The organism is Luteolibacter sp. (genome assembly GCF_039920825.1).
GTDB lineage: Bacteria > Verrucomicrobiota > Verrucomicrobiia > Verrucomicrobiales > Akkermansiaceae > Luteolibacter.
Window position 1 is genome coordinate 18,280 of record NZ_JBDSCX010000042.1, and the last position, 20,555, is coordinate 38,834.

A 20,555-nucleotide genomic window follows, 5' to 3' on the forward strand; every position below is an offset into this window, starting at 1 on the left:
TGACTCTGCCTCCCGAGGCGGCTTTTTCCCCAAGATCAAAGACATTGAAAATCCAGCAAGTCGTGTTGAAGCCCCGGCGATTCCGCTTTGAGTATCATGGCTCACGCGTGTTTCCGGCTTGCCACGGGAGAGCGCCGGACATTGTTTCGTCGCGCGATGGCGGAATCCCTGATGCGACCCGTGGCGAGCCCGGTCCGGCTCGATGGCCTGTCTCCCGTCGAAGTCGCCGGGCGCTTGCGGCATCTCGACGGGCTGGTGTTTTTTGATACCGCGGGAAATTTCCCGTCCGGTTGCTCGCGGCCGATTTCGGTGATCGCCGCAAGCCCGCGGCAAGTCCTGCGCGGCAGCATTTACCGCAGCGGGGATCTGGAAATCCTCCGCACCGCACTCCGGCAAGGGCCGAAACCCGCGGGCGACCTCGGTTTCCCCGTCGGCGGACTCTGCGGCTGGGTCGATTACGAGGGCGACTTTGTTTTCGGCGGCTACCCGGAAATGCTCGTCTATAGCCACAGCGACCACACTTGGTGGGAAACCGGCCGGCTTTCCCACCAGCTCCGGGAAACCCGCGGCTCCGCCGAAATTTCCCCGTTCACCCCGCTCGGCTCGCGGGAAAAGTTCACCACCGGCGTCGCCCGCATCAAGGAGTGGATCTCCGCCGGGCACATCTATCAGGCGAATCTTTCCCAAGCCTTCGCCGCCCAGGTTACCGGCGAGCTGTTTTCCCTCTACGAGACCCTTCGCGAAGCCTCGCCCGCGCCGATGGCCGCCTACCTGAATCTCGGCGGCCGCGAAATCCTCAGTTCCTCGCCCGAGACCTTCCTGAAAATCTCCGGCCGCGGCATTGAGACCCGGCCGATCAAAGGTACCCGCCCGCGCTTTTCCGATCCCGACGAGGACCGCCGCTCCGCCTACGAACTCCAAACGTCCGCCAAGGAAATCGCCGAACTCGTCATGATCACCGACCTGCTCCGCAACGACCTCGGCCAAGTCTGCGAATTCGGCAGCGTCGAAGTCGCCGAAATGCTGCGGCTTGAGTCGCTCGCCCAGGTTCACCACCTCGTTTCCACCGTCATCGGCACCCTCCGGCCGGACATCGATGCCATCACCGCCATTGCCGCCTGCTTCCCCGGCGGCAGTATCACCGGCGCGCCGAAGAAGCGCGCCATGGAAATCATCCGCGAACTCGAGCAAACCCCGCGCGGCATCTATTGCGGGGCCATCGGCTGGCTTGGTTACAACGGCGAAAGCTCGCTCAACATCGCCATCCGCACCCTCGTCCGCAGCGGAAACAACCTCTTCTATCAAGTCGGTGCCGGCATCGTCGCCGACTCCGATCCGGAAAAAGAATACGAGGAAACCCTCCACAAGGCCGCGGGGATCCGCCTCGCCATCGAGCGCTGGCAAGCCACCGGACCATGAAGTCTCTAACTGCCAAAACGATCGCCACGCTCCGGTGGTTTTCCATCCTCACGCCGCTGGCGATCGCGGTCGGCTCGGCCTCCGCGTTTTTCCTGTGGGCGCTTGATGCTGTCACACGCGTCCGTTTTGACAAACCCTGGCTACTCTATCTGCTGCCCGCCGCCGGTCTCTGCGTCGGCCTTCTCTATCAACTCTACGGCAAATCCACCGTCGGCGGGAACAACCTGCTCATCGACGAAATTCACCAGCCCGCCGCCGGAGTGCCGCGGCGGATGGCCCCGCTGATTCTGATAGGAACACTCGTCACCCACCTCTTCGGCGGTTCGGCCGGACGCGAGGGCACCGCCGTGCAAATGGGTGGCAGCATCGCCGCCACGCTCGCCCGTTTTCTCAAACTGGATGCCGCGCACGTCCGCATTCTTCTCATGGCGGGCGTCGCCGCCGGGTTCGGCTCGATCTTTGGCACGCCCATCGCCGGAGCCGTTTTTGCGCTGGAGGTTCTTGTCGTCGGACGGATCCAGTATGACGCGCTGATCCCCTGTTTTTTCACCTCCTTGGTGGCTGACTGGGCCTGCCGCGCTTGGCCCATCAACCACACGCTCTATCATGTCGATGTCGCCGCCGGTGCATCCGCCATCAAACTGCTGCTGATGGCCAAAGTCGCACTCGCCGCCGTCGCTTTCGGACTGGCCGGAACGATTTTCTCCATACTTTCCCACCGGCTCGGCGATGCTTTCAAAACCCACATCCCCCGCCCCGAACTGCGGCCCGTGGTCGGTGGACTCATGGTCATCGGCTTGTTTTTTCTAGCAGGAACTCCCGACTACCTCGGCCTCGGCCTCGGCGTGCTCGGCGACCCGCCCGGCGCCATCACTCTTCCCGCGATGTTCACCTCCATGGAAATCCCGGCCGGAGCGTGGGCATGGAAACTCCTTTTCACTGTGATCACCTTGTCCGCAGGATTCAAAGGAGGCGAAGTGACACCGCTGTTCTTCATTGGTGCCGCTTTGGGAAACACCCTCGCACACGCCTTGGGCGCACCGGTCGATCTGTTCGCCGCGCTCGGTTTCGTCGCCATCTTCGCCGGAGCCACCAACACCCCGCTCGCCTCGACGCTGATGGGAATGGAACTCTTCGGCGCGGGCAACGGAGTCTATCTGGCGACCGCCTGCATCATCGCCTATCGCTGCAGCGGATCCAAAGGCATCTACTCCGCACAGCGCAGCGGAGTGACGAAATTTCCCGCATAAAATCACCGCCTGCCGCGAAAGATGATGCTTGGAACAGGCGGTCGTGTTTCGCACGATTCCGCGCATGCGCACCAAGGCGGTTTCATTGTTGCAGGAATTGACGGAAGCCCATTCGGTTTCCGGTCATGAGGATGAGGTGAGGGCGATTTTCGTCGATGAACTGGAAGACTGCGGGGAACTCTCCGCGGACCGCAACGGCTCGGTCTTTTGTGAAACCGGAGACGAGGGGCCACGCGTGATGGTGGCCGGACACATGGACGAGGTCGGCTTCATGGTGCAGAACATCACTGCGGACGGCTACATCCAGTTCCTCGCCATCGGCGGATGGTGGGAGCACAACCTGCTTTCACAACGGGTGGAAATCCTCACCCGCGCCGGCGCGAAAATCCTCGGCGTGGTGTCGTCGCGGCCGCCGCATTTTCTATCAGCCGAGCAGCGGAGACAGGTGATGACGATCGAGCAAATGTTCATCGACGTGGGCGCGGAGTCGCGTCGGGACGTGATGGAGAATTTCGGAATTTCGTTAGGTGACCCGATCGCACCGGTGTCGCAGTTCACGGCGCTCACGCGGGAGGACCATTTCATGGCCAAGGCGTTCGACAACCGCGTGGGGATGGCGGCAACCATCCAGGCGGGGCAGATTCTATCACAATCAGCGCACCCTAACACTCTCATCCTTTGCGGCACGGTCCAGGAGGAGGTCGGCCTGCGCGGTGCGAAGACCGCGGCGAATTTCGCGAAGCCGGACGTGGCGATCGTCCTGGAAGGCCCGCCGGCGGATGACTCGCCGGGCTTTTCACGAACGGACTGCCAGGGGAGGCTGGGCGGCGGAGTGCAGATCCGTTTTTACGATCCGTCGGCGATCACGAATCCACGACTGGCGCGGCTCGTCGTCGAAACAGCGCAGGAGGAAGGCATCGCCCATCAGCTGACGGTTCGCCGCAGCGGAGGCACCGATGCCGGGTCGTTTCATCTGGCGAACGACGGCATCCCGAGCATCGTGTTAGGAGTGCCGGCGCGCTACATTCATTCGCACAACGCGATCATCGATCTGAACGACTACCTGCAAATGGTGGCGCTGACGATAGCCTTAGTTAGAAAACTGGATGAAGAAACGGTGGAGAGTCTGGTGAAGTATCTTTGATCTAACTTTACGCTGGCGGCGAAGGATGGATTGCGCTTGGCTGGAACCATGGGCAGCAGGATCACAAGGACATCGTTGGTGGTTGCGGGATTGATGGGAGTTTCGGGAATCGCTCCGGTTTCCGCGCAGCTTCCGACTCTCAGCGAAAAGGAATGGCTGGGGTATTTTGTCGGAGTTGGAACGAAAACCTTCAGATTCGGCATTACTTCCGAGGGTGACACTTCCATCAGAATTCTCGGAAGAACTGGCGAACCTGTCGCCAAAAGACTAACAATCGTCGTGACTTTCCAAGTGGAGGAAATCCTGCCGGATGGAAAAACCGTGGTTCACCTGATTGACCCGAAAACACTTGAAACCACCCAACCGGCAACTTCCAAACCCGTAAAAACCGTCTTTCGCGGCAAGGTGAAAGGGGACGCGGGATTCGAGGTCACGGTGGACGAAACACGGGGAGGAATTTCACTCGGCGGACGCCTGCTGACCCCGGGAACCTTGACGCAGAATCCGCTGCGTTTCTCCATCGCGGTGAAAATTCCAAGCGCCTATGAAGGCCTCAAACGGGGTGCCGACAAAAAGGAAATCAAGGCCTTCGAGGAGAAAACCAAGAGTGACCGCGTGCAGGTGACCTGGGCGGACAAAAAACGCCCGAGACTTTCCACCACGGAAAGCGTGGATGCCAGTTCCAAGGAAATCAACGGCACGGGGATCGTGGGGGCGGACGTGGAATTCAGCTCCTATCAGGAGAAGAAATTGGGATTTGCCGCCTCCACCAATTCACTGATGACGCTTTCCAACAAACAAGCCGGCCCGCTGCAGGATGGATTCGTCATCACGTGGGTGGCGGATTCCGCCAAGGATCCGGAAGGGATGGCCCGCCTCAATATCGAGATCCGGTGAACCCGGGCCTTCGAATTGCGAAAAAGGCACTTTTTTGTTCGAGCGAACATCTTTTTTCTTGCGATTCCCGAACGACCACGTCACAGCTTTGGCAACACGACACACTGCCATGGCCGCCAAACAAACATCCGAAGAATCCGCAAACGAAAAGCTGAATGAAGCCCGCAAACGCAATCTGGATCTCGCGATCTCGCACATCCAGAAAGAGTTCGGTGAATCCGCCATCATGCGGCTCGGTGATGACCGATGTGTCGATGTCGATGTCATTCCGACGGGAAATCTGCTGATCGACCGCGCTCTGGGCGTCGGTGGCTTCCCCTGCGGCCGGATCGTCGAGGTGTTCGGCCCGGAGTCGTCCGGAAAGACCACTCTCACCCTCACGGTCATCGCCCAAGCCCAGAAACGCGGTGGCTTGGCGGCATTCATCGACGTGGAACACGCGCTCGATCCTCAATATGCCCGCAAGCTGGGCGTGAATATGGACGATCTGCTCGTTTCCCAGCCATCTTCGGGTGAGGAAGCCCTGCAAATTTGCGAAGCGCTGGTCCGCTCGAATGCGATTGCGGTCATCGTCCTCGACTCCGTGGCGGCGCTGGTCACCAAGCAGGAACTCGACGGTGAAATCGGCGATTCCACGGTCGGCGCGCAAGCCCGGCTCATGAGTGCCGCGATGCGCAAACTCACCGCCCTGATTTCCAAGGCCCAGACGTGCTGTATTTTCACCAACCAGATTCGCGAAAAAATCGGCGTGATGTTCGGAAACCCGGAAACCACCCCCGGCGGCCGTGCCCTCAAGTTCTTCTCCTCGGTGCGGGTCGACATCCGCCGCATCGGCGCGATCAAGTCCACCGACGGCACCGTCACCGGCAACCGCACCAAGGTGAAAATTGTCAAAAACAAGGTCGCCGCACCGTTCACCGAGGCCGAATTCGACATCATGTATAATGAAGGCATTTCCTCTACCGGGTCGCTGCTCGATCTCGCTTTGGAAATGGAAATCGTCCAAAAGCGCGGTTCTTGGTTCAGCTACAATGGAACCCAGCTCGCCCAAGGCCGCGATGCGGCGAAGGAACTGCTCAAAGGCGATCCAGTGATCTACGCGGATATCGAGTCCAAGGTCAAAGAAGGCCTCGAAGCCAAAAAGAAGAAATAAGACGAAGCCTTTGGAGTCTCTCGACTCCATCCTGGCTAGCTGGCGGACCTTGTTCTGCCGTGGAAGAAAATCTCCCCCGCTCATGACCCCCCGGCCGTGTCACTGATTAATTTCGGTGGCACGGCTTTCGGTTTTTTAGCCCGCCCAAAACCCATTTCCAGAGCCGATGAATACAGTCAGAAACGACGATTTACTTAAGAAACATTAACCTCCCCTGCCGACTTGAGGCTTGACGGCGGAGGGGTTTACTGCTTGCCTGCGGCGTCTGGCGCTTGAGTATAAGCCAATTGCCTGACGCCGAATCGACAGATCTCTCGATTTCCCAGGGTATGTGATGCCCGCTTCAATTCCGATTTTTTTATCCCCATGGACTGGACCTCGCCTATTTGGTATGCCGCGTATATAGCTGTTCTTCTCGGGCTTGCGGGCTATGGCTCCCACCGGTTGACCATCGTCTACCTCTACCTGAAGCACTCCCGCAATCATCCGAAACCGAAGGAGTTGTTCCAAGATCTGCCGTTGGTGACCATCCAGTTGCCGGTGTTCAATGAGATGCACGTGGTGGACCGGCTGCTGGCCTCGGTTTCCGCCATGGACTATCCGCAGGACAAGATGCAGATCCAGCTTCTGGACGACTCGACGGATGAAACGGTCGAAATCTGCCGCGCCGGAATCGAGGCGCTAAAAGCCCGCGGATTCGATGCCGAGCACATCCACCGCATGGACCGCACCGGCTATAAGGCTGGAGCCTTGGAAAATGGCACCCGCTTCGCCAAAGGCGAATATCTCCTCATTCTCGATGCGGATTTCGTTCCCAACCCGGATCTTCTTCAGAAAACCATCCACTATTTCACGGATGACAAGATCGGCATGATCCAGACGCGTTGGGGCCACCTCAACCGGACTTACAACGTGCTGACCCGCATCCAAGCGATGTTCTTAGACGGTCACCTCGAACTTGAGCAAACCGCCCGCAACCGCTCCGGCCGGTTCTTCACTTTCAATGGCACCGGCGGAATCTGGCGGAAATCCTGCATCGCCGACGCCGGCGGTTGGGAGCACGACACGCTCACCGAGGACATGGACCTCAGCTACCGCGCCCAGCTCAAGGGCTGGCGCTTCATTTTCCTCAACGACGTGGAAACTCCCGCCGAGCTTCCGGTCGATATGGACGGCTTCAAGAGCCAGCAACACCGCTGGACCAAGGGTTCCATCCAAGTTTGCAAAAAAGTTCTTCCGGCCATCTGGCGTGCCGATGTGCCGCTGTTCATCAAGATGGAGGCCACCGCCCATCTTACCTCGAACTTCGCCTATCTGCTCCTGATCATCCTGTGTTTCCTGATCTATCCGAACCAGCACACACCCAAGCTTTTCGGCCAGTTCACCTACTACATCATCAACATCCCGATCTTCTTCTTCTCTTCGGTTTCGGTGATCGTCTTCTACATGGTTTCCCAAAAAGCCTTGCGCCCCGGTTCATGGTGGAAGGAAATTCCTTACCTGCCATTGCTCCTCGCACTCGGCATTGGAATGTCCATCAGCAACGCGAAGGCCGTAATCGAAGCCCTTTGCAATCATCAGTCCGCATTCGTCCGCACTCCCAAATACGGGATCGGCCAAGCAAAGCGCCAAGACTGGAAAAAGAGCAGCTACAAGGCGATGAAGACTCTCACGCCATTTGTGGAGCTACTCTTCGGTTTCTTCTTCCTGTTCATCGTGGTGGAGGCCGCTCTGAAAGCAAATTGGTCTTCCGCGATTCTTCTGCTTCCTTTTCCTGTCGGATTCTTTTATACATCCTTATCTTCTTTGGCCCGCATGCTGCCATCCGGCACCGTGAGCCGGCCTTCGGAAGCAGTGAACCGCAAAGCTCCTTGATTCATTCATGACCGGATTCTCCAAACCGTCTCTGTTTTTGATTTCATTTTTCAGCCTGCTGGTCGCAGCAGGTCTCACCAGTTGCGGCTCGAATTCATTCAGCTTCGGCGGGGACACCCACAACAAGATGATCGTCAGCGTGCAGGATCAGAAAATGCTCCTTGTCCGCGACGGCACTCCGGTCAAATCCTATAAAATCTCCACTTCCAAGTTTGGAGTGGGTGACGGCCCCGGCAGCAACCGCACGCCGCTCGGCCGCCTGCAGGTCGCTAAAAAAATCGGTGATAACGCACCGATCGGCTGCGTTTTCAAAGCCCGCCGCCCTACGGGTGAGGTGATCGTTCCCAACGCTCCCGGCCGGGATCCCGTAGTGACGCGTATCATGTGGCTTTCCGGCACCGAATCCCGCAATCAGAACGCCTTCCGCCGGACCATCTACATTCACGGCACCCCCGAGGAACGCCGGTTGGGCACACCCGCCTCTTACGGTTGCATCCGCATGGGCAGCAAAGATGTGGCGGATCTCTACAACCGCATCGGCACCGGAGCCGACGTCTTCATTATCCGCGGTTCCATCCAGACCAAAAAGGAGGAGGAGTCGACTGCCTCGACCGGAAAATCCAACATCCGTTCGCGCGGTTGAGATTTCTGTTGAAACCCGAGCTTGACACCTGAGCTCAGATTCCTATTTTCCCCCGCCCGCCTCCAAGCGACCGAATTTTTTACTATACGACCATGGCCAACCACAAATCTTCCATCAAGCGCGCCCGTCAAACCGTCGTTCGCACCGAACGCAACCGCGCTGAAAAGAGCCGCATGAAGACGCTTCGCAAGAAGGCTCTTACCGCGATCGCTTCCGGCGACAAAGCCGCCGCCGCTGCCGCGACCTCCGTCCTCTCCTCCGTAGTGGACAAAGCCGCCAAGCGCAACTTGATTCACCCGAACAAAGCTGCTAACTTGAAGAGCAAGACCGCGAAGGCACTCGCTGCCATCGCTTGATTGCCCGGACAGCCCCGTTTCATCAATCTTCAAACGAAACAAGCGGACCGGTTCACCGGTGCCGCTTTTTTCATCTCGCTACCATGGCCGAATCACCACCACCTAACCGCGCCGCAGCAGCCGCGAAAATCGCTGCGAATCCCTCAGGTTACAAGGTCTGTGAGGGTTGTGATTCCATCGTCGGCAGCGGCGCGGCCCTTTGCCCCAACTGTCACAGCTACCGCTTCGATTCCTCTCCGGAACGCGTGATCCTGCAGGCCAGAATCCTCGGCTCGCGGGAACAAACATCGGTCACCGCCGATGACCTCGGTTGATTGAAATGAGTTCCGCGATCTCTTTCAAGGAATGGCAGGTGGTTTGCGATGCGTTGGCCTCGGGCCGACAGTCGATTCTTCTTCGCAAAGGCGGCATCCATGAGGGACGTCAGGGATTCTCCTTCGCCCACGAATCGTTCTTTCTCTTCCCCACCCGCTTCCATGCCCTGGCGGATCAAGTCCGCGAGGGCGACGTGAAGGTCATGCCGGAATGGCAGCCAGGCGACATGATTAGAATCACCCACCATGCCGAAGCCGCATGGGCGGTCACTCTGACGGATTGGGAAAAAGTCTCCGAGCTGGAGCCATTCCATATTTACTCGGAACAGACCGTTAGGGATCGCTTCGATTGGGAGGGAAAAGGCATGGCCTCCGGCAGTATCCATCTCGCTCTCGTTAGAATCCGCGAACTCGCCGCACCTTGGGAATTTCCCTATGAGACGAAATACGGCGGCTGTCGTAGTTGGGTGAACCTTCCCGAACCACCGGCAGGATGGCGCGAAAATGTCCACCCCGTGTTAGACGACGGGACCTTCATGGCTCTGGAAGAGCGGGTAAGGTAAAAGTGAGCGCTTGTGGTTCCCTAATCCGGCTCAAGGATCGGAAAGCACGTCGCATTTTACGAAGACCATGACTTTGCGTGTCATGTCGCAGACGCCCTTGGCATCCTTCGGGGAGAGAACGGCAGCCATCAGGTAACGGCCTTTGGCACAGGAGACCACCGTGTCGAAGCGCAGGGCATAAAAATCCGGCATATCCCGGCTCAAGTTACTCCCTGCCGTGTCTTTGACGTCCAGCCAGCGGGTGTTGCCGGTATGCCAGGTCAAGTCCGGCTGAAGATGCAGATACACCAGCTTCCCGTCGTCGGAGAGAGTGGATTCAATCTCCAGAGTGCTTCCGCAATTACGGGTGTCATATGCGAGCGGAACGAGTGAGAGAGGTCCGGGATTCGGCGTGTAAGCACCACACACCGGCCGCGCGTCATACTCCGTCGGATAAATCACCTCCCCGTTGGATTGGAGGGAGGTCTTCTGCCCACTTTTCCCGGCAATCATCTGGGTCTCGATGACCGTGGCCTCGTTCCTTGCTACCATTTCCTGAACCTGTTTCCGGAGTGCCGTGGCATCGGAGGTCTTGTTCTCGGCGAGGAAGAGGAGATGGGTCAGGATCTCGTGGGACATCTCCACATACTCGACCTGCACTTGGATTACATGGAATTTGGAACTTTGAAAAACCGCTTTGCCGTTGGGCTCGGCGGGTTCCATGGCGCCGCCGCACAACGGCAAGAGGACAAGAAGCGCAGGAATGAGGTGGCGGATTTTCATGAGAGGGAAAGCACCCCGTAATTGGCCCTTGCCGGTTCACTGGTCGGCCAGCACATCACACTTCACGAAGACCATCACCTTGCGCGACATGTCCGGGACGCCTTTCTCATCCTTCGGCGAAAGCACTGCAGCCATCAGGTAGCGACCGTTCACGCACGAAAGCACTGTATTGAATCGCAAGGTGTAAAAGTTCGGCATTTGTACCTTGGAGTCGTTTCCGAGGGAGTCCTTGAGGTCCAGCCAACTGGTATTGCCCGTATGCCAGACCAGCTCGGGCACCAGACGCAGGTTCACGGATTTTTCGTCTGGAGAGAGCGTGGCTTCGGTCTCCAGCGTGCTGCCGCAGTTCCGGGTGTCGAATGCGGTGGGCGTGAGCGTGCTTGGCCCGCTTGGCAAGTTCGTCGCACCCGACGTGACCGGAGCGGAAGATGGCCCGGGAGAACCGAAATTACCGGGCAGTTCAGGCGGTTCGTATTCGGTAGGATAGATGACTTCGGCGACAGACTCGGAAGTGGCTTTCTGCCCGTTCCTTGCCGAAACCAACTGTGTTTCGATGACCTTGGCGTCTTTTCCGGCGACCATCTCCTGGACTTGCTTTCGCAGGGCAGTGGCGTCGGAACTTTTGGGCTCCACGAGGAAGAGCAGCTTGGTTAGAGCCTCGTGCGACATCTCCACAAATTCCACTTGGACCTGGAGAATTCGCGGGTCAACGGCTTCGGCACCGGAATTCGGAGGCGTCTCGGCATGGGAATCCGATGTAGTTTCCATTCCTGAACCGGGTAGGGAAATGGCGAGGAGAATCGTAGATATAATGTGACGGGTTTTCATCGGATGGGGAGGACGAGGTTGGTATTTTTCGATCCCGGTACTGCGGGCAAAGTGCCACCTTGAACGCCAAAACACCGCATCCTATTCAGTCGGATGCGGTGTTTTGCAAAAGTATCAGGACCTGATCCCGGTGGCGAACGGGGTGAGATCGCCCTTATTTCGTCGCAATGGCCTTTTCCACCGCGCTTGTTAGCTCAGGGCTGTCGGGCTTGGTCGTTGGTTCGAAACGTGCGATCGCCTTGCCGTCCTTACCGATGAGAAATTTCCCGAAGTTCCAGCGCACGTCGCCGGGGAACACACCGTCCTTGCCGGTGAGCGCTTCATAGAGCTTGTGCTGCTTCTCGCCCTTCACGCTGATCTTGTCCATGATGGGGAAGGTGACGTCGTACTCCGCTTTGCAAAATTTCTGGATCTCCTCGATCGTTCCGGGCTCCTGGCCACCGAAGTCATTACAGGGAAAACCAAGCACCACGAAACCCTCGTCCTTGTGCTTTTTGTAGAGAGCCTCAAGCGCTTCATATTGCGGAGTAAGTCCGCATTTCGACGCGAGGTTCACGACGAGCACCACCTTGCCCTTGTAATCGTTTAGCGAGGTTTTCTTTCCCCCCGCATCCTCGAAAGGGATTCCAGTAAGATCTGCGGCAAAGGCGCTGGCGGCCATGACAAACGCGGGGACAACGATTCTGAGGAGCATGCGCGCATTTTAGCACGGAAATCGGAAACGGCAAAAAATTCGGTTGGAATCGGATCCGTTGGCAGTGGATGACAATCGCCCCATCATTTTTCAGCGGTGCCGAGGAGGTAGCCCAACAGGTCTTGAAAATCTCTTTCGGGGATCGTTGATTCAAAAGAGGCAGGCATCAGGGAAAGCGTCGAAGTCGTTCGTGATTCGATTTTCGACTTGGAAAGACTGATAGGCTTTCCGGTGGCGTCGTTGAGCAGTAGCAGATCGCCTTCCTCGCGGGCGTTCAGACCGGCATAGGTTTGACCGTCTGTGGAACGAATCACGGTTTGGCGGAAAATCGGATCCACATTGCGGTTCGGATCCAGAATGTCTTCGGCGAGACGGTGAATGCCGCGGCCACCGACACCATCAAGGGCAGGTCCCAGATTTGCCCCGACATTCCGCAGGCGGTGACAAGCGGTGCATTGTTGGGAGAAAATTTGAGCACCGCGGGCGGCATCTGGTTGTGCGTTTTGATAGGCGCCCACCCTGTCGGCGATGAGTTGGTCGAGGCGTACGTTTTCGGCGGGGAGGTCTTGGGTGAGGGCGGCGGCCCGCTCCCGCAGAACTGGGGAGCGTCTTTCCAGCGCCGATGCTACGAGCGTGTTTCGAAGCAGGGAGGGCGCTGCTTTGCCGTGCTCGATGGTGGAAAGCAGCTTGTCGCAAGTGCCGTCATCGCCCGCAAGCGAGGTCGAGATAGTGATCGCAAGCTCGACGGGTGCGGTTGGAAGAGCATCGAGAAACGGGTCGGATGATTTGGAAATTCCACGTTGGCTCAGCAGTTCGGCCGCACGCTTTTGCAAGTGGATGTTAGTGGAGTCATTCATCGCGCGGACAAGGCTATCCGCGCCGCGCTCCAGATTCGCCAGCGCTTCGAGAGCCGCTATGCGAATCTTGTCCGTTCGCTCGCGGTCTTCGGCGACTTTTGCAAGTGGATCGAGTTTTGCTTCGAGCGTGGTTTCCCGAAGACTTTCGATTGCCCGTGCTAACAGCGCTTCGTCACGACTTGCTAGCGCATCAAGCATCGTGCGCTGGGTCCAAGAGGTGATGGCATCGGGCAACGGGATGCCACGCTGGCGGAAACCTTGGGCGAGATTGTCGGCGATCAAGAGCCGCTGCTGAAGGGGAGCGTCGGCATTGTTTTCAATGAGAGGAGTGATGGTTTCCAGTTTCTCCTGCGGCAAATACACCACAGCGTGACGGATGAACTCGCCACTGCGCGAGCTCCGGAGTTTCGTCCGTCCAAGATGCCGAATCAAAAATTCCGCCGCTTCCGGTGTCTTCGCGCCCAGGGAAACCTCGGCGATGCGTTCGTCGTTCTGCGGATTCCCCGCCACCGCCAATTCGGCTGATTGATGGCCGGTTTTAAAAAGCAGGCTGTCGCGCAACGCGATCCGGATCGCATGCACCAGCTCCAGATCATCAGCCGGAGTCGATGCCCACATTTTCAAGAGCGTGCGGATGTTTTCCTCGTCACCACCGGCAAGCAGGCGGATCGCGGAGCGGCGGACGGAGGCATCGGGATCATTTGTTAGATCCAGCAATGCAGGCCGATCCCCTTTTTCCATGAGTTCTAAGAGCTGTGGAAGATGTGCGCGCACCATCGGCGAGGAATCTTTCCCGGCAGCCGACATGAGACGATTGTCGAGTTTGTTGACTCGTCCCAATGCCCACAGCGCGCTTACATGTTGGAAGTCTGGGACGCTTTCGTCTCTCGCGACTTTCAGCAAGGAACCATCCGCGCTTGTTCCGATCCGGTCCGCCAGCTCGTTGGTCGCCAGCGTCCGGACAATCAGATTCGGATCGGCGAGTTTGCCCACCAAGGTATCAGCGGTCAGGCTGGATAGATCAGGCATCTCGCTATCGCCTTTCCAGACGATCCGCCAGATCCGGCCATGTAAGTGGTCGCGGCGCGGATCGAAAAGCGGAACTTCATAGTGACCGATGATCGGGTTGTAGAAATCGGCGATATAGAGCGCTCCGTCCGGGCCTAGCTTGACCTGAACCGGTCGGAACCACGGATCGTCGCATGTTAGGAAGTCCGGCTGACGAATTGCTTTCGGTGTGGAGCCGTGCCATTCGAGTTTGTCGCGATTGATCCGACGAGTCACCGGATTGCCATTGAAGAGATTTCCCCGGTATTCTTCAGGAAACTGATCCGCGGCGTAATAGGCGATCCCGGCGATGGCGGTCGATCCATGATCATCGTCCGTAATCCGTGGTGCGAAGCCTAGTCCGTCGTGTTGCTTGCCGATGCCTTCATAGCAGGCACCGGGAAGAAGCATGTAAACCGGCTTCGAATGTGAATCCGCGGTATAGAAATTTCCAAGCGGATCGACTGTTAGTCCGAAAGGGTTGGTCTGGCCGTGCGTGTAAATTTCAAACGCGGAACCATCCGGCCGAAATCGATAGGTATTGCCGCTGTCCATGACGGTGACCTTGCCGTTCTTGTCGCGAATCTCCGAATGATTGCGGAAGCCGTGCGTGCCGTAGATCCAACCATCGACCCAATAAAGGAAGTTCGATACGCCGCCGTGGGTGTCGAGGAAAGTGGAAGTTCCGTAGAGAACTTCCCGGCGATCCGCGCGGCCATCGCCATCGGTGTCTTCCAGTTGATAGATATTCGGAATCGAATAAACGATCATGGTGTCGCCCTTAGCTCCTGGTTTGCGTGGCAGCGGCTGGACACCGCCGGGAATGTTGAGCCCGTCGGCGAAAGTTTCTATTTTTCGAGCGTGGCCGGTTTCGTCGAAATCACTCAGGACGCGGATCGTGTCGAGGGCTTTCTGCGATGGCGCAGGGGCTTTTCCTTGCGAACCGAACGTATTTGCAATGTCTTCGTAGGATTTTACAAAATCCGGAATCGCCTTACCTTGAGCGTCGGTGCCTGCGGGCCACGGATACATCTCGGATCCGCTGACCCACAAGCGGCCTGCTGAATCGAAGTTAAGGTTGATCGGTTTTTGAATTTCCGGCTCTGCGGCGACGAGCTGGATCTCGAAACCAGGCGGGAGGTGGAACATGTTGCGCTCTTCTTCGGGAGTGGAAGGTTTCGCATCTGGGGAATCTCCGCGCGGGTCGGCCCCGAATGCGGTGACGGAAAACGCGAGAGATAGGGGCAGTAAAAATTTCATACGAGTGACCTCGCACTCCTATACCACCACGATTGAAGTATCTATCACTCTTCCAGCCAGCGGCCCAGCGCCTCTTCCAGATCTTCCGTGCGTTTGACATTGAAGGATTCACCTGCGGCGACCGTGATTCGGCGGCCGGCGCTGTTCTGGAAATGGAGAAGCACCGGGGTCGGGCCCGGATGATCGGCGAGGGCGAGCTTGATGTCGATGAGGTCGCGCTCGCTGTGGCGTGTGGTCCAGAGCATGAGTTCGAGCGGGCCTTTGGTATTGGCGGCGACGCGCTTTTGTTTGAGTTCTCCGACTTCGTTGCCGGTGATGCGCTTGCCTCCGGTGCGGTCGTCTATCTGAACGGCACCCTTGAGTTTTATAATTTTTCCGGGCTCTAGCAGTCCAGCGTCACGTGCGGGAACGAAGGTTTCTCCCCACAGCATGATTTCCGCGCTGCCTGTGAAATCCTCCAGTACCAGAACGCCGAATGGCTTGCCGGTTTTCGTAATCTTCGCATCGAGCGAGCGGACCATCCCGGCGAATGGAAAGCGTTCGCGGGGATTAGATAGATCAAGATCGTCGATGAGGCCGAGTTTGCGATATTTGTTGGAATCGATGACGCTGCGGAATTTGTCGAGCGGATGACCGGTGACGTAGAATCCTAACAATTCCTTCTCATGAGCGAGGCGCTCGTCCTTGGTCCACTCGGGGATGCTGGCTTCCGCGCGCTGGGATTTTGTTTTCGCTGCCGGGGCGGAGAAATCCATGGAGTCAAACATGGAAACCTGGCCGGACGCACGGTCGCGCTGGGCCGAAGATGCGGAAGCGACGACCTGTTCGAGCCGGGCACACATTCCAGCGCGGGTTTCTTCCGTCCAGTCGAGCGCTCCGGCCTTGGAGAGGTTCTCGAGGATGCGCTTGTTGACGACTTTGGAATCGAGTCGTGAGGCGAAATCGTCGAGCGAGGCGAATTTGCCATTCCGTTCGCGGTCTTCGATGGCGATGGCCATCGCGCCCTCGCCGCAGTTCTTGATGGCGGCGAGGCCGTAGCGCACGCCTTTCGATCCGTTAGGGGTGGTTTCCGGAGAAAAGCGGAGTTGCGATTCGTTGAGGTTCGGCGGCAGGATTTCCAATCCCATCCGGTGGCACTCGGAAACGAAGACGCCGATCTTGTCGGTGTTGTGAATTTCGTTAGACAACAGGGCGGCCATGAACTCGACCGGATGGTTCGCCTTGAGATAAGCGGTCCAGTAGGAAATATGGCCGTAGCACGCGGAGTGAGATTTGTTGAATCCGTAACCGGCGAACATGGCGATCTTGTCGAAAATCTGGTCGGCGAGCTTCTTGCCGATGTTGTTGGTCTTCTCGGCGCCTTCGACGAATTTCGCCCGCTGCTTTTCCATTTCCACCGGGTCCTTCTTGCCCATCGCGCGGCGGAGAAGGTCGGCACCGCCAAGCGAGTAACCGGCGAGCACCTTGGCGGCGTTCTGGACCTGCTCCTGATAGATCATGACGCCGAAGGTGTCTCCGGCGACCTGTTCGAGCAGCGGATGCTCATACATCGCTCGGGTGCGGCCTTTTTTAACGTCCAGCATCTGGTCGATGAACTGCATCGCACCCGGTCGATAGACGGCGAGAAGGTCGATAATGTCGTCGATCTTCTCGATGGCATACTTGCGACAGGTCTCGACCATTCCGCCGGATTCAAGCTGGAACACGCCCATCGTCTCGCCGCGGTTGAGGAGTTCAAAGGTTTTCCAGTCCTCCAGAGAAACCGTCTCGATATCGAAATCCGGGATGTGCCTGCGGATGTGCCGCACGGCTTCATGGATGACGGTAAGGTTTTTCAGTCCGAGGAAGTCCATTTTCAGAAGACCGACATCGGTAATGGCCTTCATGTCGTACTGGGTGACGACCTCCCCTTCGTTTCCACGTGTTAGAGGGACGTGTTCGTCGAGCGGTCTGTCACCGATCACGACGCCGGCGGCGTGCACGCCGACGTTCCGGGAAAGGCCTTCGAGCTTGGTGGCGTAACTCCAGAGCTGCTGATAGGTGGTGCTGCTTTCGATGAGTTCCTTCAGCTCGGGCTTCGAATCATACTCGTCCTTGAGTTTGATGTCCGGCTTGGCCTCGATCATTTTCGCGATGCGGTCGCCCTCGCCGTAGGAAATCCCCATGACGCGGCAGACGTCGCGCAGCACGCTCTTCGCGCCGAGTTTGCCGTAGGTGATGATGTGGGAAACGCTGCGCTCGCCATATTTTTTACGAACGTAGGCGATGACCTCGACACGGCGGCTCTGACAAAAATCGATATCGACGTCGGGCGGACTGACACGCTCCGGGTTGAGGAAACGTTCGAACAACAACCCGAAGCGCATCGGGCAGATATTCGTGATGCCCATGGCGTAGGAAACCAGCGAGCCCGCCGCCGATCCCCGGCCGGGGCCGACCGGGATGTCATTGTCGCGCGCCCATTGGATGAAGTCGGCAGTGATAAGGAAGTAAGATGCGAAACCTAACTGGTTGATCGTATCCACCTCGTATTTCAGACGGTCGGCGATTTCGGCCGTATTCGCGCGCTCTTCGCCGTAACGCCGGATGACGCCCTCGCGGCAAACCTTCATCAGGTATTCCTCACGCGGGCTGCCGTCGGGCGTACCAAACTGCGGGTATTTTTCCGAACTCGTCGAATCGAGCTTGAGCGTGACATTGCAACGCTCGGCGATTTCCAGTGTCGTGTCGCAAGCGCCGGGAACATCGGCGAAAATCTCGCGCATCTGCTCGGCGGTCTTGAAGTAAACCTCCGGCGTGTAGTGCATCCGGTTCTCATCGATCAGCAAATGCCCCGTGCCGATGCAGATCATCACGTCGTGCGCCTCATGATCGTATTTATTGAGGAAATGCACGTCGTTCGCGGCGACCACCTTGAGACCGAATTCATCCGCGAACTTGATCAGCGAAGGCGTGACCAACCGCTGCGGTTCGAGACCGTGGTTGTGGAGTTCGACGTAGGTATTTTCCTTGCCGTAAATGTCCACAAGCTCGGCCAGTGTCTCGCGCGCCTTCTCCTCGTCACCGGCGCGGAGCCATTCGTTCACCGGGCCGGAAATACATCCGGTTAGGCAGATGACGCCTTTGGAAAACTCGCGCAACGCGTCGCGGTCCACACGAGGCTTGCCGTAGTAAAGACCTTCCAGATTTCCCTTGGAAACAAGCTTGCTGAGATTGTTCCAGCCCTCGTTGTTTTCCGCGAGCAGCGTCATGTGCGTGGCCCGCTTGCGGCCGACGAGATCCTTCTTGTCCTCGGCTTTTCCCGGAGCGAGATAGATTTCACAACCGAAGATCGGTTTCACCCCGGCCTTTTTGCACTCTTGGTAAAATTTGATCGCGCCGTAGAGGTTGCCGTGGTCGGTCATCGCCACCGCGGGCATGCCGAGTTCCTTGGCTTTTTTAGCGAGATCCTTGATACGGATCATGCCGTCGAGCAGGGAAAATTCGGTATGCAGGTGGAGGTGGACGAAGGAATCTGACATCGGGCGGCCCGAGCCTAGTCATCCGCCGCCGGACGGCAAGCGGCGGGAGTTGAAAATCGGTGAGCACGATCGCATCCACTGGAATTGCGGGCCGATTTCCATCTGTTTGTCTTGAAAGCCTGCGGTGTGGCATGGCGTAGTTTGCCGACGATGAAAAAACTCATTTCGATGTTTGCCGTGATCGCCGCCCTGGTGATCCCCATGTCCGCCGCCGAGTCCGAAAAGGGCTTCGTCTCGTTGTTCGACGGGAAAACCCTCGATGGCTGGAAAGTGAATAATACCCCCGAGGCATTCGCGATCGAAGACGGAGCTATCAAGGCGAATGGCGACTGCACCCACCTTTTCTACGACGGGAAAGTGAATGGCGCGAAGTTCAAGGATTTCGAACTCCGCCTCGACGTCATGGCCCACAAAACCTCGAACGGCGGCGTCTTCATCCACACCGCATTTCAGCCGACAGGCTGGCCGAGCGGCTATGAAATCCAGGTAAACAACACCCAAGGCGACCCGCAAAAATCCGGCGGCCTCTACAACACCGTGAAAAACCTCGTGCCTTTCGAGGACGACACTTGGATGAAATACGTCATCATCGTCAAAGATGGCGTGGTCAAGGTGACGGTGAACGACAAGGAGCTGGTCAACTACAAGACCGAGCCCGGCACCACCAAACTCGTCCCGGACGGCGGTACGATCGCCTTCCAAGCCCACGACAAGGGCAGCACGACCCTTTATAAAAACATCCGGATCAAGGTCCTGAAATAAGCGGTTCGCGCTGAAAATACGGCGCGTCTTCTGAAGATCACGCTTGAATGCCCCACCTTGCGAGGTTGCATTCGGGCGTGATATCCTCGCCCCCACGATCCTTGCACGACCTCGGTTTTTCCGAGCTGGTGGCGACGTTGGCTGCCGACGGGGTAATCCTCCACCACGCCAAGGTCTTGTGGCGGGTCCTGCACCGCGATGGCGAACTCGATCTCGCCGCGCGAAATTTCCTCCCCCCTCTCAAGCGCTGGGTCGTCAATTCCGTCGGCGAAGGCAAAAAGTTTTTCCTCGATGCCCCGGAAGTGGTCGATGAAATCCGCAGCACGGACGGCCTAACGAGAAAATTCCTCCTGCGACTTCGCGACGGGCAGACCATTGAAACGGTCCTCATGGGTTACGACGGCCGGCATACGGTTTGCGTCAGCACCCAGGCCGGTTGCGCGATGGGTTGCGTGTTCTGCGCCACCGGGCAGATGGGATTCGTCCGCCACCTTCGGCCGGGAGAAATCGTTGCCCAGGTCCTGCACGTCCGCCGGGTTTTGAAATCCATCGATCCCACGAAGCGCATCCGCAACATGGTCCTTATGGGCATGGGCGAACCGCTGCACAACTACGACTCCGTCATGCAGGCGCTCGGCTCGATTTCCAACGTCGGCGGTGCCAGCATAGGGCCGACGAAAATTTCCATCAGCACCGTCGGCGTGGTGCCCGCCATCCTGCGGCTTGCTGAGGAGCAGCGCCCCTACCGCTTGGCTGTTAGCCTGCACGGTTCGACGGAAGAGGAACGTTCGGCCCTGGTCCCAGCGAGCAAGAAGTGGTCGCTGGCGATGTTGATCGACGCCTGCCGGAAATACGGCGAAGTCACCGGCAAACGAATCTTCTTCGAGTGGACGCTCATTGCCGGGAAAAACGACTCACCGGAAACCGCCCATCGTCTGGCGAAACTGCTGGAGGGAATCGACGCGCATATCAATTTGATCCCATTGAACCCGACAAACGGCTTCTCGGGAACGGAAAGCCATACCGGTCACGAGTTTCAGAAAATCCTGATCGCCGCCGGATTCCCCTGCACCTTCCGCCAGCGCCGCGGAATCGACGTGGCGGCAGGCTGCGGAATGTTGAAGGCCGAAAAGCGGGTGAAATCCGCTAGATAGCAGGTTCGTCGGACCTATCGCGATTTTTCTTCTAAGAATTCCTCCGGGCGGGTTTC

17 protein-coding genes are annotated in these 20,555 nt (G+C 57.9%); 12 read left to right on the forward strand and 5 right to left on the reverse strand.

All coding sequences use genetic code 11. The features are described from left to right. The first annotated feature begins 96 nt into the window (after positions 1-96). The 10 genes from pabB to ABIQ96_RS12620 all read left to right on the forward strand — a co-directional run bounded on the left by pabB (position 97) and on the right by ABIQ96_RS12620 (position 9,614). Positions 97-1,419, forward strand: a complete 1,323-nt coding sequence (pabB, locus tag ABIQ96_RS12575) for an aminodeoxychorismate synthase component I (protein ID WP_348214947.1) — start codon at positions 97-99, stop codon at positions 1,417-1,419. Next, positions 1,416-2,669: a voltage-gated chloride channel family protein gene (locus tag ABIQ96_RS12580; RefSeq protein WP_348214948.1), complete on the forward strand. Its 1,254-nt coding sequence runs from the start codon at positions 1,416-1,418 to the stop codon at positions 2,667-2,669. Before pabB ends, ABIQ96_RS12580 begins: the two co-directional genes overlap by 4 nt. Positions 2,670-2,733: 64 nt before the next feature. Next, on the forward strand, positions 2,734-3,813 hold the full coding sequence (locus tag ABIQ96_RS12585) for a M42 family metallopeptidase (RefSeq protein ID WP_348214949.1): 1,080 nt from the start codon (positions 2,734-2,736) through the stop codon (positions 3,811-3,813). Between the two features lie 48 nt (positions 3,814-3,861). Then, on the forward strand, positions 3,862-4,710 hold the full coding sequence (locus ABIQ96_RS12590; RefSeq protein ID WP_348214950.1) for a hypothetical protein: 849 nt from the start codon (positions 3,862-3,864) through the stop codon (positions 4,708-4,710). Between the two features lie 109 nt (positions 4,711-4,819). Beyond that, the gene (gene recA / locus ABIQ96_RS12595; RefSeq protein ID WP_348214951.1) at positions 4,820-5,863 is read left to right on the forward strand and encodes a recombinase RecA; all 1,044 of its coding nucleotides are present in this window, start codon (positions 4,820-4,822) and stop codon (positions 5,861-5,863) included. A gap of 366 nt (positions 5,864-6,229) precedes the next feature. Then, the gene (locus ABIQ96_RS12600) at positions 6,230-7,738 is read left to right on the forward strand and encodes a cellulose synthase family protein (RefSeq protein ID WP_348214952.1); all 1,509 of its coding nucleotides are present in this window, start codon (positions 6,230-6,232) and stop codon (positions 7,736-7,738) included. Positions 7,739-7,745: 7 nt separating this feature from the next. After that, the gene (locus tag ABIQ96_RS12605) at positions 7,746-8,381 is read left to right on the forward strand and encodes a L,D-transpeptidase (protein WP_348214953.1); all 636 of its coding nucleotides are present in this window, start codon (positions 7,746-7,748) and stop codon (positions 8,379-8,381) included. Between the two features lie 92 nt (positions 8,382-8,473). Then, positions 8,474-8,737 (forward strand): 30S ribosomal protein S20, encoded by a 264-nt coding sequence (gene rpsT / locus ABIQ96_RS12610; RefSeq protein ID WP_348214954.1) that lies wholly within the window; start codon positions 8,474-8,476, stop codon positions 8,735-8,737. 83 nt (positions 8,738-8,820) lie between these two features. Next, positions 8,821-9,051 carry a hypothetical protein gene (locus ABIQ96_RS12615; protein WP_348214955.1) on the forward strand — a complete coding sequence of 77 codons (231 nt, stop codon included), beginning with the start codon at positions 8,821-8,823 and terminating at the stop codon, positions 9,049-9,051. Between the two features lie 5 nt (positions 9,052-9,056). Beyond that, positions 9,057-9,614, forward strand: coding sequence for a DUF1802 family protein (locus tag ABIQ96_RS12620; protein WP_348214956.1), 558 nt, complete (start codon positions 9,057-9,059; stop codon positions 9,612-9,614). 30 nt (positions 9,615-9,644) lie between these two features. On the opposite strand, the gene ABIQ96_RS12625 is transcribed toward ABIQ96_RS12620, so the two are convergent. The 5 genes from ABIQ96_RS12625 to dnaE all read right to left on the reverse strand — a co-directional run bounded on the left by ABIQ96_RS12625 (position 9,645) and on the right by dnaE (position 18,583). Beyond that, positions 9,645-10,376: a hypothetical protein gene (locus ABIQ96_RS12625; protein ID WP_348214957.1), complete on the reverse strand. Its 732-nt coding sequence runs from the start codon at positions 10,374-10,376 to the stop codon at positions 9,645-9,647. Positions 10,377-10,412: 36 nt separating this feature from the next. Continuing rightward, positions 10,413-11,204, reverse strand: a complete 792-nt coding sequence (locus ABIQ96_RS12630; RefSeq protein ID WP_348214958.1) for a hypothetical protein — start codon at positions 11,202-11,204, stop codon at positions 10,413-10,415. Between the two features lie 154 nt (positions 11,205-11,358). After that, positions 11,359-11,865, reverse strand: coding sequence for a glutathione peroxidase (locus ABIQ96_RS12635; RefSeq protein WP_348215228.1), 507 nt, complete (start codon positions 11,863-11,865; stop codon positions 11,359-11,361). Between the two features lie 116 nt (positions 11,866-11,981). Next, complete coding sequence (locus ABIQ96_RS12640; protein WP_348214959.1) at positions 11,982-15,062, reverse strand: PVC-type heme-binding CxxCH protein; 3,081 nt, start codon at positions 15,060-15,062, stop codon at positions 11,982-11,984. Between the two features lie 44 nt (positions 15,063-15,106). After that, entirely contained in the window at positions 15,107-18,583 is a 3,477-nt protein-coding gene (gene dnaE, locus ABIQ96_RS12645; RefSeq protein WP_348214960.1) for a DNA polymerase III subunit alpha, read from the reverse strand. Between the two features lie 150 nt (positions 18,584-18,733). Here dnaE and ABIQ96_RS12650 point away from each other — a divergent pair, with 150 nt between their 5' ends. After that, positions 18,734-19,345: a DUF1080 domain-containing protein gene (locus ABIQ96_RS12650; RefSeq protein WP_348214961.1), complete on the forward strand. Its 612-nt coding sequence runs from the start codon at positions 18,734-18,736 to the stop codon at positions 19,343-19,345. 101 nt (positions 19,346-19,446) lie between these two features. Next, positions 19,447-20,499, forward strand: coding sequence for a 23S rRNA (adenine(2503)-C(2))-methyltransferase RlmN (gene rlmN, locus ABIQ96_RS12655; protein ID WP_348214962.1), 1,053 nt, complete (start codon positions 19,447-19,449; stop codon positions 20,497-20,499). The last annotated feature ends 56 nt before the right edge of the window (positions 20,500-20,555 follow it).

Bases quoted from the DNA above. Each gene is read 5' to 3' on its own strand.
- ABIQ96_RS12590 (WP_348214950.1), top strand. From the start codon at position 3,862: ATGGGCAGCAGGATCACAAGGACATCGTTGGTGGTTGCGGGATTGATG.
- ABIQ96_RS12615 (WP_348214955.1), top strand. From the start codon at position 8,821: ATGGCCGAATCACCACCACCTAACCGCGCCGCAGCAGCCGCGAAAATC.
- ABIQ96_RS12585 (WP_348214949.1), top strand. From the start codon at position 2,734: ATGCGCACCAAGGCGGTTTCATTGTTGCAGGAATTGACGGAAGCCCAT.
- ABIQ96_RS12600 (WP_348214952.1), top strand. From the start codon at position 6,230: ATGGACTGGACCTCGCCTATTTGGTATGCCGCGTATATAGCTGTTCTT.
- ABIQ96_RS12650 (WP_348214961.1), top strand. From the start codon at position 18,734: ATGAAAAAACTCATTTCGATGTTTGCCGTGATCGCCGCCCTGGTGATC.
- ABIQ96_RS12630 (WP_348214958.1), bottom strand. From the start codon at position 11,204: ATGAAAACCCGTCACATTATATCTACGATTCTCCTCGCCATTTCCCTA.
- ABIQ96_RS12635 (WP_348215228.1), bottom strand. From the start codon at position 11,865: ATGGCCGCCAGCGCCTTTGCCGCAGATCTTACTGGAATCCCTTTCGAG.
- ABIQ96_RS12580 (WP_348214948.1), top strand. From the start codon at position 1,416: ATGAAGTCTCTAACTGCCAAAACGATCGCCACGCTCCGGTGGTTTTCC.
- recA (WP_348214951.1), top strand. From the start codon at position 4,820: ATGGCCGCCAAACAAACATCCGAAGAATCCGCAAACGAAAAGCTGAAT.
- ABIQ96_RS12640 (WP_348214959.1), bottom strand. From the start codon at position 15,062: ATGAAATTTTTACTGCCCCTATCTCTCGCGTTTTCCGTCACCGCATTC.
- rpsT (WP_348214954.1), top strand. From the start codon at position 8,474: ATGGCCAACCACAAATCTTCCATCAAGCGCGCCCGTCAAACCGTCGTT.
- dnaE (WP_348214960.1), bottom strand. From the start codon at position 18,583: ATGTCAGATTCCTTCGTCCACCTCCACCTGCATACCGAATTTTCCCTG.
- ABIQ96_RS12625 (WP_348214957.1), bottom strand. From the start codon at position 10,376: ATGAAAATCCGCCACCTCATTCCTGCGCTTCTTGTCCTCTTGCCGTTG.
- ABIQ96_RS12620 (WP_348214956.1), top strand. From the start codon at position 9,057: ATGAGTTCCGCGATCTCTTTCAAGGAATGGCAGGTGGTTTGCGATGCG.
- ABIQ96_RS12605 (WP_348214953.1), top strand. From the start codon at position 7,746: ATGACCGGATTCTCCAAACCGTCTCTGTTTTTGATTTCATTTTTCAGC.
- pabB (WP_348214947.1), top strand. From the start codon at position 97: ATGGCTCACGCGTGTTTCCGGCTTGCCACGGGAGAGCGCCGGACATTG.